The organism is Nonomuraea sp. NPDC003804, from assembly GCF_040610675.1.
Classification (GTDB): domain Bacteria; phylum Actinomycetota; class Actinomycetes; order Streptosporangiales; family Streptosporangiaceae; genus Nonomuraea.
In genome coordinates this window covers 210,128-223,969 of sequence record NZ_JBEXMT010000014.1, presented here as the reverse complement: position 1 = coordinate 223,969, position 13,842 = coordinate 210,128, and the positions used below count along the sequence as shown (strand labels likewise).

The 13,842-nt window shown below is 65.8% G+C and carries 6 protein-coding genes and 1 pseudogene; 4 read left to right on the top strand and 3 right to left on the bottom strand.

The features are described 5' to 3' along the window. A partial coding sequence (locus ABZX22_RS21040) for a cytochrome P450 (protein WP_354911463.1) occupies positions 1-852 on the top strand: 852 nt, incomplete at its 5' end. A gap of 76 nt (positions 853-928) precedes the next feature. Here ABZX22_RS21040 and ABZX22_RS21035 read toward each other — a convergent pair. Continuing rightward, positions 929-4,072: a BTAD domain-containing putative transcriptional regulator gene (locus tag ABZX22_RS21035; RefSeq protein ID WP_354911461.1), complete on the bottom strand. Its 3,144-nt coding sequence runs from the start codon at positions 4,070-4,072 to the stop codon at positions 929-931. A gap of 1,491 nt (positions 4,073-5,563) precedes the next feature. Continuing rightward, positions 5,564-11,221, bottom strand: a complete 5,658-nt coding sequence (locus ABZX22_RS21030; protein WP_354911458.1) for a DNRLRE domain-containing protein — start codon at positions 11,219-11,221, stop codon at positions 5,564-5,566. A 287-nt stretch (positions 11,222-11,508) separates the two neighbouring features. Between ABZX22_RS21030 and ABZX22_RS21025 the strand changes: the two are divergent. Continuing rightward, positions 11,509-11,628, top strand: a pseudogene (locus tag ABZX22_RS21025) (transposase); the annotation flags it as partial. A gap of 101 nt (positions 11,629-11,729) precedes the next feature. After that, positions 11,730-11,930 (top strand): hypothetical protein, encoded by a 201-nt coding sequence (locus tag ABZX22_RS21020; protein WP_354911456.1) that lies wholly within the window; start codon positions 11,730-11,732, stop codon positions 11,928-11,930. Between the two features lie 292 nt (positions 11,931-12,222). Here the strand turns inward: ABZX22_RS21020 and ABZX22_RS21015 are convergent, their stop codons facing one another. Next, a complete protein-coding gene (locus ABZX22_RS21015; protein WP_354911453.1) occupies positions 12,223-13,221 on the bottom strand; it encodes a hypothetical protein in 999 nt (332 codons plus the stop codon). Positions 13,222-13,361: 140 nt separating this feature from the next. On the opposite strand from ABZX22_RS21015, the gene ABZX22_RS21010 reads away from it, so the two are divergent. After that, positions 13,362-13,808 (top strand): hypothetical protein, encoded by a 447-nt coding sequence (locus ABZX22_RS21010; protein ID WP_354911450.1) that lies wholly within the window; start codon positions 13,362-13,364, stop codon positions 13,806-13,808. Positions 13,809-13,842 lie beyond the last annotated feature (34 nt).

Genomic DNA, 13,842 nt, shown 5'->3' with positions numbered 1-13,842 from the left:
ACCGAGCGGATCGAGCAGGTCACCGCCGAGCACCTGGACGCGATGGAGAAGGCCGGGCCGACGGCGGACCTGGTGACCGCCTTCGCCAAGCCCATCCCCTCCGTCATCATCTGTGAGCTGCTGGGCGTGCCGTACGAGGACCGGGCCTCCTTCCAGGAGAACATCGACAAGTTCCTCGGCGGGGAAGCCGGCGACGAGGAGCTGATCGCGGCTTACACCGCGACCCAGCAATACCTCGCGCAGCTGGTGGCGGCCAAGCGGGCCAACCCCACCGACGACGTGCTCAGCGACCTCACCGACAGCGATCTGACCGACGAGGAGCTGCAGGGCATGGCCCTGATCCTGCTGTCGGCCGGGTTCGACACCACCGCGAACATGCTGGCGCTGGGCACCTTCGCGCTGCTGCGCAACCCGGAGCAGCTGGCCGCGCTGCGCGACGATCCCGCACTGATCGATCAGGCCGTGGAGGAGCTGCTGCGGTATCTGACCGTCGTCAAGGGGCTCATGAGGGTCGCGCTGGAGGACTTCGAGCTGGGCGGGCAGACCATCAAGGCCGGCTCGATGGTCATCCTGTCGTACAACACCGCCAACCGCGATCCCGAGCGCTTCTCCGACCCCCACGTGCTCGACCTGCGCCGGCAGGACGGCGGGCACCTGGCCTTCGGCCACGGCATCCACCAGTGCCTGGGCCAGCAGCTGGCCCGCGTCGAGATGCGGGTCGCCTTCCCCGCGCTGGTCAACCGCTTCCCCACGCTGCGCCTGGCCGTACCGGCCGACGAGGTCGCCCTGCGCCCGGAGACCGCGGACGTCTACGGGGTCAAGAGCCTGCCTGTCACCTGGGACGTGGCATGAGTACCACGAACCCGCGGCTCTTCCGGCGAGTGGGGGTCACGGCAGCGTGATCTCGGCCGGCTCGCGCCTGCGTCGTTCACGGAGCGAGCGTGATCTCGGCCAGCTCACGCCAATCCCACCGCGCGCCGTCACGGGTCGCCTCGGCGAACACGGTTTCACCGAGGCGCTTGCGCGTGTCCGCGACGATCCTGGCAACGTCCGGCAGCGAACGATCCGGCGTACCGCGCACCCCGTCGCTCGCCGCGAGCAGTCGCACGGCCTGCTCGTCCTGCCCCTGACGCATGGCGAGATCCGCGATCCCGATCAACACCTCGGCGATCGTCGGCGGGTACGTCGTCCCCATGGCCGCGCGCAACGCCTCGGTCCGATGCGCGCGGGCCTGCTCGAGATCCTCGGTGAGGTAGCCGTACAGGTCCATGGCATGGGCGAGGACGGAGTCGCCTGTCTCCGCGTCGCCCAGCACCGCCCGCACCGTGGCCAGGTGCTCGCGTGCCTGGTCCGGCTCGCCGCGCCAGCGCGCCAGCTGCGCCTTCGAAAGCGCCAGCCCGGCGAGCGTGCCCGACCAGGCGATCCCGTCCGCGCACCGCTCCGCTTCGGCCATGGCCGACGTGCTGGAACGTTCATCGCCGAGCAGCCAGTACAGCTGAGCCTGCCGCGCCCGCATGCCGACCACGTCCTCGCTCGCACCCAACTCGGCGAGCGCCGTGACCGCCTCGTCGTAGTACTCACAGGCCCGTGCGAACTCGCCGCGCGTGGCGAGCCGATCGGCCAGGAAGCTCAGCGCCAACGAGATCCCCCACCGGTCGCCCAGCGTGCGGAACTCGGCAAGACCGATTTCGAGGTCGACGTCCACGTCGGTCTCGTCGCGGCCGAGCGTGAGCCGGAATCTGGCACGACTGAGCCTGGCCTGCGCGCGCGCCCATGGATCGTCTCCGGCGATGAGCGGCTCGAACGCGGACAGGACCTCCGTCGGCTCCTCCAGCAGCCGCTCCAGCGGCGCGACGAACCCGAGCAGCGGGTGGCGATACTCCCCGCGCTGGGTGAGCCGGTGCGCCCCGTGGATCCACTCCCGCGCCTGATACTGATCACCACCCGGCCCGGAGGACACGAACACCGCCACGATGCCGTACGCCATCGCCCGCACCTCATCGGACACCTCGCCGTGCAGCGAGGCCGCCGCGATGCTCAACTCGGTGCCCTCGGCCCTGTGGCCGCTGAGGAACCAGTACCAGCCCACGGCCGCGACCAGCCGCATCGCCTCCTGGGCCCATCCTTCGGCGATCGCCCCGCGCAGGGCCGCATTGATGTTGTCGTGCTCGGCCTTGAGCGTGGACAGCCACTCCAGCTGCTCGGCCTGACGCAGGTGCGGCTCGGCCGCCTCGGCCAGCTCGGTGACGTAGGCGAGGTGCGCCTGCCGCGCAGGCTCGGTCTCGCCGGCTTCGGCGAGCCGGTGCGCCGCGTACTCCCTGATGGTGTTGAGCATCCGGTAGCGCGGCGTGCCCTCGCCGTCGGCGAGCACCAGGGACTTCTCGATCAACGCGGCCAGCACGTCGAACACCTGCTCCCCGGCGAACGCCTCGTCCCCGCACACCCGTTCGGCCGCTTCCAGGCTCGCCCCGCCGGAGAACACCGAGAGCCGCCGCAGCACGCCGCGTTCGGTCTCGGTCAGCAGATCCCAGCTGTAGTCCACGACCGCGCGCAGCGTCTTGTGCCGGGGCAGCGCCGTACGGCTGCCGCCGGTCAACAGCCGGAAACGGTCATCGAGCCCGCCTGCCAGCTGATCGATGGACATGGTGCGCAGCCGTGCCGCGGCCAGTTCGATCGCCAGCGGCATCCCGTCCAGCGCCCGGCAGATCCGCGCCATGGTCGACAAGGTGTGCGCGTCGGAACCGATGTCCTGGCGCACCAGACCCGCGCGGTCCCGCAGCAGCCGCACCGCGGGCGAGGAACCGACGTCGGAGAGGTCCGCCCCCTTCGCGGGCAGCGCGAGCGGCTCGACCTGCCACAGCACCTCCCCGGTGATGCCGAGCGGTTCCCTGCTCGTGGCCAGGATCCGCAGCCTCCGGCACTCCCCCAGGAGCCGATCCGCGAAGGCCGCGGCCGCCTCGATCACGTGCTCGCAGTTGTCCAGGATCAGCAGGATCGCGCGCTCCCTGACCGCGGCGATGAGCCGATCCATCGGCTCCCCACCCCGCCCGTCACCGAGCAACGGCTGCTCACGCAGGCCGATCGCGGTCAGGGTGGCCTGCGCCAGCTCACCGCCTGCCCGCACCGAGGCCAGTTCGACCAGCCACGCCCCATCCGGCAGTTCGGCGAGCATCGTCCGCGCGGTCTCCGTGGCCAGCCTTGTCTTGCCCGAGCCACCCGCCCCCGTCAAGGTGACCAGCCGGTGTTTGATGGCCAGACCGGCGACCGCGGAGATGTCGTCGTCCTTGCCGACGAAACTCGTCAGCTCGGCACGCAGGTTCGTCCTGCGGTTCTCCGCCCGCCCGCCCAGCTCGCCGCGGAGCAACGCGGTGTGCAGCGCGGAGAGCTCGGCAGACGGGTCGGCACCCAACTCCTCAGCGAGCCGCTCGCGCGTCCGCTGGTACACGGTCAGCGCCTCGTTCCCACGCCCCGCCTCGGCGAGCGCTCGCATCAAGGCTGCCACGAACCCCTCCCGCAGCGGGTACGTGGCGACCAGCTCGGTCAGCTCCGAGACCAGCTCCGAGCCATGGCCGAGGCGAATGTCGGCATCCACCCGATCCCCGAGCGCGGCGACGTGGAGTTCGTCCAGCCGCGCGACCGCGGCGTCGAACGCGTCGCTGCCCTGCAGCGCGATGTCCGCCATGGCCGTACTGCGCCACAACGCCAGGGCCGAGCGCAGCAGATCCGCCCGCGCCGCGGGCTCGGCGGCACGAGCCTGACCGACCAGGCGCTCGAACCGGTACACGTCCACGGCGTCAGGCGCCACGGCCAGCCGGTACCCGCCGGAATCGGCCTCGATCACGCCGTCCGGCAACACCCTGCGCAGCCGGGACACCAACGCCTGCAAGGCGTTCACCTCGTCCGCGGGCGGCTGCTCCCCCCAGATCCAGTCCACCAGCCTCGCCCGCGTGACGACCCGGCCAGGTTCGAGGGCAAGGGCGGCCAGCAATGCGCGCAGCCGAACCCCAGGAACCTCCACCACGGCCTCATCGTGGTTACGGACCTCGAACGGTCCCAGCAATCCGACTCGCACGTCAGCAATTGTGCCGAACCACGGCGACAACCGGCTAACCGCCGCCGAGCACAAGCCACGAACACCGCCGACCTTCATCGGATCGTTATCCTCGCAGGTCGGGCGAATGTGGTCGATGCCCAGCGGATCCTACGGCGACCGCCGACTCAAGAACGTCCGCCGACGGCTGATCAGCACCGAGCGAGAGTCCGCGCGACCCGGCACCGCCGTGCCGCCGCGCTGATCGGCGCAGCTCGAGGTTTTCGCCTGGAGCCACTTCCAAGGCCCTGCGCAACTCCGCTACCTCGTTCCGTCGAACGCGCCGTTCCTCTTCGAGCTTGCGCGCGAGAACCCGCATGGCAGACGAGGACGAAGTGTTGAGTACGTCGTCAGGCGTCACATTGCCTGGTGAGCTGCGATACCTGGCCCGCTGTCGTTCGATCTGGGCGCGAAGTTCCGTGTGGCGGTAGAGGAAATCGGTGCTCACGCCGGCGGCCCGCGCGACGGCGGTGAATCTGGCAGGCTGGCGTGATACGGCCGGGTGCCGCAGGGCGCGGCGCGTCCTATCTTCGACTGTCGTCGTCGAGGTACAGGCACAGTGCGATCAGCAGGTAGACGACCACATGAGCGGGGAGCTTACGCACACACGCCGCTCTCGACATCCATACGCGGCGATGGCCGCGTCCAGGACCCGGCGGGGGATCAACGACGTCAACGCGCCGACCGCGATCAGATCCGTCAATCGTCCCGCACTGCCCGCAATCCCCGACACGATCACCAGAGGAAGCCGAACAGCAAGATCGCTGTCTTAACGGCATTGGGCTGCCCCGTCACACGGAAATGGCGCTGCGTGGCTCCTCGAACCACTGTGCGTCAAGGCAAATGCCAGTCCTATTAGTGACAAGAGCCAGGGCCGTCGCCTTGGACCGCGCAGGTGGAGCGCTACGACCCCTTATTGCTCTGAATGCTTCAACTTCTGTCGCGAGCAGGTGTGGGTCCGTGCCGCGTACGCAGTCTGGATCAAACTCTGGCATCTCTCCCCGGACCTGACCATCACGCGCATGTGTAAGCATTCTCATGCCGGTGACATTCCAGGCGACATGCCACACGTCGGCATTCTCACTCAGACTTGCGAGGACAGCGTGTCGAGCCACGCGACTAAAACCGGTGGGTTCAAAAAATATGAGTGCCCTCTCAGATTGGGACAGATAGACGAGATCGGGAAAATCGGGTTCTGACACCTCGATCGATGGCGCAGCGTTTCCGGTGATTTTCGTAGCGGCTGTTTCCATCGTAAGGCCGCCTTGGCGGGGGCTGACTATTGTCAGCGCGAACCTCTCCAAAAGATTGGGGGCAGCCCGCAATACGCGTCGATAGTGGGAAACGAAGTATCTTAGGCTGTCGGAATTCATTTAACGATTAACTCTTCTCTGTTGAGTCGGGAACGTGCCCGCCCTGAGCGAGGTGTAGATCGCCAAGGCGGGCACATTCCTTACGATTGCGGAACATAGACTACGGGTTGGTGTATGGTCCTACGGCTGGCTTCCAGCACAGGTTATCCATCGTCGGTACATTCTCCGGCGTTGTCTTGAACCTGACGAAGTAGGGATCTTCGCGAAGAATTCTATCTCGGTCATAGAACCTTAGTAGCTCGCCCCCAGCTTGCTGGTTGTCGCCCTCGGCCCCACCGTCCATTGCGCATACGGAAAGATCTCTGCTCTTGTCCGAGGCAGCGGTACGCTCGGCGGAGCTGGCGAAGGGGAACTCGTCGCAGTCCTGCGGTTTCGGCGTGGCGGTGCCGTACCCCGGCCACAGACTCCTGCATCGGGTGGTTGCGCGGTTGCGGCTTCGGGTGATAAACGGCTCTCCGATTCGATGGAGCTGCATACCGGGTGGCGGCCTCAAACCGTTGGCGCCGGGGCAGCCTCGGATAGTTTTCGACGCCTTGTTTGGATAGGTGTCCGCTTTCTGATAGCACGCCTTCCAGAGATGAAGGAAGGCGACGTCGTAGTTGTTGTCGAGCGTCATCACCATCGAGCCCACGGCGTCAAGGGTGCATCCACCCTTGAACTGGCTCGAGATGTAGGGCGCGGAGTCGCAGCGCGCGTTGAAACTGTATTCGGGATTTCCATATCGCCAGTTGAGCGGGTGCAGAGGTTCGTCGATCTTGATCCACGGGTGGAAATTACAGCTGGAGATCGCGTCCTCAACATTGGATACGACTTGACCGTTCTGGTTCGTGCGTGTTGCCGGAGCGTCACCTTGCGCCGCACGGAATCGGAACGTGGCCCACTTGTTCCAGGGGCCGCTCGTGTCCGATCCGTCAACTAGTTCGCGGCCCTTCTTGACCACGTAGTTGCGTTGCTGACTGCCGTTCCATGTCGTCATGTGTTTGCACGAGTTTTGCCCCCAGGCCGGATTCATGCTGAGCGTGAAGTCGGCGTCGAGATAGTCGTCGTCCTGGGAATCGACGTCACGAGTATAGATGTCGAAATAGACGTCTCTGCTCGTTTCTCCGGCGGCCGCGTTCCGACCGTCCATACCGTTGGTCGTATTGGCGACGGCGATCAGGTAACCATCGAAGAGGTCGTGATCGAATTCAGGCTGCGCGATATAGAACTTATGGATCATGCAGCCGCTAAAATGGCTCTTGATGTAGTATTCGCGCTCATGAGTGACTGAATCCAGCCAGCCCCGGTCGTTATAGTAGTCCCAGCACTGCTGGGGAGTTACACGATCATATTTCATAGGATCGGCCATTGTCTGCATCGATCCGGATCGAGCTGAGGCCGATGACGTCTGCTGCTCGGCTCGGCTGCCATCATATAGCGCCCAGACTTCTTCCGGCAGGAGAGCCCGGGTATACGCCCATATCTCGTCTATGGCGCCGTCCATACTGGTGCCCAGCGTCATCGGACCGGCAGCGTTCCAGGAGGCGAAGCTGATCGGAGTGCCGATGGTTCGGTCGTCCACCTCGGCCGACTCGTCCAGCTCTGGCATTCCAATCACATTCCCATTGAGATAGAGAATGGCGATTCGAGTGCTGCTGTCGTAGGTCGCGGCGACGTGGAACCATTGATTGACCGGCGTCTCTTCACTGGATAGCACGCCTTCAATGGATGCCGTAGCGGAGTCGGCACTGGTAAAGGTGAAAATCAGCCCCTTGTCTGGGTCGTTGCCTAGACGGAACGCTGAGGAGTTGGTGCCGGACTGCTCGATAATCGTGTATTCGCCGTCCTTGTCCTCCCATTTTACCCATGCGGCAACCGTGAAGCTCTGATCGGTGCGGATCACCGGGCCCGCTGTCTTCGCTAGCGGGCCGGTGACGGGCTGTGGAAGGCGGATGGCGGCATACTGCCACTCCGACCATGCCGACGCGAGAGTGCTCGAGACGGCGCGGGCACGCCAGCGGATCTTCCAGCCGTCGGTCAGTTTCCCGTCCGGCACAGCCACAGTGGCCTGGCTACCGGAGGCGATGTTGTCCACCGCGCCGGCCCAGATCTGGCCGGTGCCCTGACCGGTGGCGGCAGGGTCGTGGTCCAGCTCGAACTCGGCCCGCAACGCCCCTCCCGTTGGGTCTGTCACCTGAGCCAGCAGACTGGGGATCAGACTGGTCGTGACGGTTTTGCCGTCGACCTGACGAGAAGGGGCGATCTGGAGCGCGCCCACAGTAGGGTTGGGCTGCGGATCGGGGAGGTCGACGGTGACGTTCTGCCAATCCGACCAGGCCGAGGCCGTGGAGGCTGCGGTGTTGACGGCGCGGGCACGCCAGCGGATCTTCCAGCCGTCGGTGAGTTTCCCGGCCGGAACGCTGACGGCGGCTTGGCTGGCGGAGACGACTGCGTTCGAGGCGCCGGCCCAGATCTGGCCGGTGCCCTGGCCGGCGGCGGCCGGGTCGTGCTCGATCTCGAACTCGCCGGTCAGGTTGCCACCGATGGTGTCGGCGACGGTGGCGGCCAGTTGCGGAGTGAGCGAGGTGGTTACCGTGGTACCGCCCGCGCTCTGGGCCGGGGTGATGGCCAGGCCACTCACCGTGGGCGCCGAGGAGGCGCCGCTGGTGGTGATGGTCAACTTGGGCGGGTTGTTGAAGTCGAGCGTCTCCTCCGAGGCGGGGAAGATGCGGTAGTTGCCGTTGACGCTCTCGTTGGGCGATTGCAGGACGATGCCGTGGTTGGCGGCGCCTGCGGCCCAGTCCTGGGCCATGCCGGTGACGTTCCACTCCATCGCGCCTGGCCACGTTGGGCAGGACTGGTTGATGGCGGCGGTGTTGGTCTGGGCGTCCTCGGTCGTGGAGGCCGGCATGTTGGCCCAGTACAGGTTGTTCGGATCCCACGCGGCGGTGAGACGGCGGGCCTGGATACCGGCGCCCACGGCCGGGCCGCAGCTGGGCGCGTCCACGTTCAGCAGCGACAGCTTGGCGTCGGTCACCGTCGAACCGGGCAGGCCGAGGGTGTCGAAGAGCAGATGTACCCGAGACTTCTCACTGGCGGTCCGGGTACCGGCCGTCACGAACATACCGCTCGGATAAGCCGGCGCGTCGGCGGTGGAGGCCAGATCAACTTCGACGTCATGCTGAAGCGGCATGACAGTGGCGGGGGTCAGTGAAACCGGATACACGGTGGACGGGCTGGTCAGGAAGCCGTGATCGGGCTTGAGGCTGACCTCGGCGTACCCCTTCTTCGTGACCACTTCGGCGTCGATCTTTGCGCGCTTGACACCGTGGGTGAGGCCCTTGCCGCTGCCGTCCCACATCATTGGACGCGCGCCTGTGGCGATGATCTCCTTGGCTGGGTTCTTGAGGAGCAGCCGACTGTCCTTGTTCTCCGACAGGATGAGGCCTGATGTCTCTACACCGATGCGGATCTCGAGCGGTTTGCTCGGCCGTTCTCGCAGGTGCACCTCGTGCAGGAACCCGGTCGGCAGCACGGTTACGACTAGATCGGAGCCCTTGCCCGCTGCATCGGCGAAGGTAGCCTTGTTCGCTTTCACCGTCGGACTTGGCAAAGCTGTCGGCCACTGCAACGCATACGATTGCCCGTGGCGGTTGACCAGCTTCGCGAACGCTCCTGTCCCTCCGGTCGAGATCTCTACGGTGGCGCCCTCTGCTATTGCCTTCGGCTGTAGCACACCGCCGCGACTGGTCAGGTCGGTATCGATTGGTACCCAGTTGTCACCCTGTTTGGTGCGTACGGGGCCTGCTGTGACCTCGGTGACAAAGGATCCCTCAGGTTGAGCGTAAGTAATGCGGTCTTCTGTGGTCTCAGCGGGGACCTCTACTTTTGTGCCTTCAGCAGCGGCTTGCTTGGATGCCTCCAACCGGCCTCGCACATCCTGCTGCGTTGCGCCAGAAGGTGGCGCGGTACCGCCGGAGACGTTGGACAGCGCAGAGTTGCTGACCCCCGGTACCCATTCGACGCCAGGTTGCACCGTTGCGTTGTGTTGGCCGCTGGTGTCTGCCGCTGTGGATCCGCTGCCTTCGGTGAATGACCACCGAGCCGTTGCGTTCTCCGCCGGAGGCTTCATAGGCGACTGTAGATCTTCTTCAGGGATGGCGCTGTCGTTGACAGCGTTCTCGCGAGCTTCCTGCAATTCGGCGTAGGTGACGGCTGCAGGCTGTGGCTCCGAGTTCGCAATGCGTCCCTTCGCGATGTAGGCATCGAGTGCTGCTTGGGTCCGGACGCGCGGCTCTCGCGGATCCTGCATCACCACATACCGCACGGGGGGCGGCTCGAAATCGACCTTGAGCCTGGGACCGTGGGCGGGATAGCCGCTGGTCTGCTCCCGGCTGCGGTAGCGGCGCCAGTTCCGCAGCTCGGATTCGTCGCCGGCGGTGAGCTGGAAGCCATAGTTGGGCTCTCCGTCAGCCCACGCTTGCACGATCGGGTTGACGTAGTGGATGAGGTCGTGCTCGTAGTTCATCGAACCGGAGCAGTCGGGGCTGTAGGCCCCGTACTCGGTGTCCGCGCCCGCGCTGGTGACCGACGGCTGGCCGCCCCACTGCAGGGTCAAGTGGTCCCAGTCGGACGTCACCCGCCGGGCGGTGATCCCGGACCCGACGAACAAGCCGCAGTCGTTGGACAGGTAGTTCCACAGCTCCAGGTCGGCGTTCTGAATCCTGGAACCCCAGAACGGGTCGCTTGACCCGGGAAGCGGGAACTGGATGTAGGCGCGCCAGCGCTTGGCGATGCTGCTGGCGTAGGACTTGCCGACCCACATCTGATCGCGGTAGTGCATGTCCCAGCTGTCGGTGAGGTCCACGTCATTGATGTACGTGTCCATCGGGTCGCCCGCGGGGCAGGGGTCGCCCCCGAGGGTGCACTCGTACCAGTCGTCGTCGACCGCGGCCATCGTCACCGGGTACGTCGTTGCCGGGTCGGCGAGGAAGGCAGCGTCGGGGCTGTACACCAGCGCCGAGCCGTCCAGGCTCACCTGTGCCCTGCCGATCCTGATGGCGCCGAGATCGGCGTTCGCGTCGGCCGCGGCCGCATCCAGCAGCGCCGCGGGCCGGATGTCGAGGCTGTGCTTGCCGTTGTCGCTCTTCAGCGCCGGTTGCCCCTTGGCGTTCTTGCCGAAGGAGATGCCCTTGGGCAGATCCACGGGGACGTGGAAGGTCACCGGTCCGGCGGGGCGTTCCCGGATGACGATCTGCTGGCGGAACCCGGTCGCGGTGGCGGTGACGACCAGATCGATGCCCTTGCCGTAAACGGACGCGTAGGTGGCGGTGCTGCCGTTGAGCGTGGGCTTGGGCAACGTGCGTGGAGCGTCGATCCGGGCGGCGATGTCGCCGCTCTTGCTCTTGATCGCTTCGGTGTTGCCGCCGGCGGACAGCAGCAGGCTGCCTTTGGCCGCCTTGGGCCTGATGACTCCATCTGCCTCGACGAGGGTGGTGTCGATCGGGGTGAAGCCGTCGCCGTTGGCGTTCTTGACCCGGACGGGCTCCAGGTACAGCTCCATCCGCAAGGTCTTGCCGTCGGGGTTGGCGTAGTAGGTGGCGCTTTCCGAGCGCAGTGACTCGATCTCGATGCGCCGGTTGTCCTTCTTGGCCTGCGCCAGCGCTTTGCCGGTGGGCGTGGCGGGGGCGCTCGGCGGCGTCGTGGGGGTGGGAGCGGTGGTGGGGGGTGGCGTGGGGCCCTGGGCGATCGCGGGCGCGCTCATCAGCGAGAGCGGCATGGTCAGGGCTGCGATCAGGGCAGCGCGGCGGCGCGTCCGGCTGGATAAGCCGGACGCTGTTCGTGATGGGTTCACTCGAGCCTTTCGAACGCATGTGGCAAAACGGAGTGATCATCACATGTGTTGCGATCTTGTGTAAAGATCCTTTTCGGCTTGAAGGCGCCTACCCAAGGAAGACCACTCGAGTGGCGCTGCTATCTGATGCATCAACCGGGTGATCCAACGGCAAGGTCCGACGAAGGAGGGCCGCGGCAGCCGATCACCCAAGGCACGTATGGCGAGCCCCCGACGCCGCCATCATCACCAGCTTCCCCGGCCTGACCGACCTCACCGGCGCCCGCGTACTTGCCGAACTCGGCGACGACCGCACCCGTTTCGCCGACGCCCGCGCGCTGATCCTGTTCGCCCTGCGAGCAGGAGCAGCCCGGGGCTACCGTGTGCTGTCCTGGGTGCTGCTGTACTGGCAGGTCAGCCAGGGCCTTATCCGACGTATCGGCCAGGTTCACCAATGAATCCCTCGCTCAAGGAGGCGCTTGAGAAGGCAGAAAGCGCCAAGGCCGGAGATGATGAAGGCATAAGCGCTGTTCTAACCAGTAACCTCATCACTACCGGAATCGACGTCGATATGTCCTCTGCAATATTGCCCGGCCCCTTCTCCGCTGGCCCACCCATGGATGCTTCAGGAAGAGTAATCCGCCCTGCCGATTGATCCACACCGACTCGACGCCGTGGCGCCGCTCGTCTGAGTTGGACGCGCGGACCTGGTAGTCGATGCGGCGCCACGAGGACGGTTCCATGTACATCGCGGTCTGCGGTGAGTCTATTCGCGAGATGAGCTAGGCCGCGTCGCGTTTCCTTCTGCATATAGCTGGATCGGCGCTGTCAGCTTGAGAGATTCACTCGTCGACAATGTAGACGCGCTCTCCAGTCTTGAGGGGTGTGTCGTCGGGGCCTTTTATGTGCGGGTTGATCCAGATGGGTCGGTGCACGCCACGAGAGGGTTACCACTGCTGACGCCAGTGACCACGGACCATCCACCGACAGGCATAGTCACGGCTCTCACCAGCGTCGTCGGCGAGTGCGCCGTGCTCCCGTGAGGCGCGACGCAGGCGTAGGAGCTGGACAGGGCCGCTGCTGTAGCCGTCGCGCTGGTCTCGGCGCTGGGAGGCTCGGGAGCGGTGCAGATCCTCAGGCTCGGCGACGGCGGGCTGGCCCATGAGCAGCCATGTTGCCCGCACCGACTGCACCCATGGGGCGGTGGAGCCGAGGTCAGCGTCGAAACTCGCACCCGGTTGAAACGACATGGGTACGCGCTCGCTGCCGTACCACATGACAGCCTCGTTATCCCAGGTGAGCGGGGCCTGCTGCTTGCGCAGATGGGCAAGTTCTTGGGTCCGCAGCGGGCGACCGGCCAGTCTCCGGGAGAACTCAACCATGCCGTTGATGTCGGTAGGGGTGTAGAAGGTCATCCACAATCCGCCATGGCGGCGGGCAGGGTTGGGTGGGCATTGGCCCCAGCTGACCGCGACGATGGGGTAGCGCTCCACCACCAGGTCGCGGTTGATGTAAGAGCCGATGGGCTCGCCAAACACCATGAATCCAGTCGGGCTTGGGACGTCGGCGGGTTCGAGGTGAAACTCGGGCAGCGACTCGCCGGCCACCACCGCCAGTCTGCTCAGCTCCGTGGTGACGAAAAACAACTCGGCACTCTTGAGCCGCTCGTGTTCTTCTTCGCACAACTGGCGTGAGGCTGCCTCTGGGGTAGGTGCCTGCGGCACGATCGAACCGCGGCCACCGGCTAAGGCACGGGCTTGGGTGTCGATCGCCCATGGAGTAAGCATGTGCGCAGCCAAGGTTGCCCGTAACTCGGGCACCGCCGGCAGGCCCAGAAATTCGAACAGATATATAAAAAGCCAGGTCAGACGATGTCTGGCCTGGCTGATCGAGTGTGCCCCCTGCAGGATTCGAACCTGCGCACCCGGCTCCGGAGACCGGCCCAAATCACGGCGCTCACCAGGCGAAACGCTCTGTACGAGCCGTTGTCTGTACGCAGGCTGTACGTAACCACGTTCTCGCTAAGCCGCGAGTTCGCAGCGGCGTACCGTCGTGACCAGGTCTCGCCGATAAAGGAGCCCCCTCGATGATCGAGACGACAGCGATCGAGTCGAGCTGGAGTAGGCGACTCCTTCTCGTCGCCCAGGTGGTCGCTGCGATCCTGGGCGCGGTAATAGTGATAGCGCTCCCGTTCGAAGACCTCGTGGCGCTGGCGAGCTCCCCGCAAGGACTTGGACAGGGGGCGTTCTGGGCGTGGGTGGTGGCGCTCTGGCTGGCCGCGTCTCCCGTCGCATTGGCGCTGTCTGCAGCACAGTCCTGGCGGCGCGGCTATCGGGCTCGTCGACTGCTCGCCGCCACCTGGACGCTGATCGCTCTCGCCGCCGTCGTGCATTGGGATGCGGGCGGTTCGTGGGCCGAGCTTCTCGCGCGGCCCGCCGCGCTCGCTCTGATGCTCTGGATGATGCGGCCGCTCGATCCCCACCCCCACCCTGGACGCGTCGGCACCTCGGACGACGACGACAGCGAGGGCTGAGCGCCGCTTCGGCAGTACTACCCGAGAGTAACCG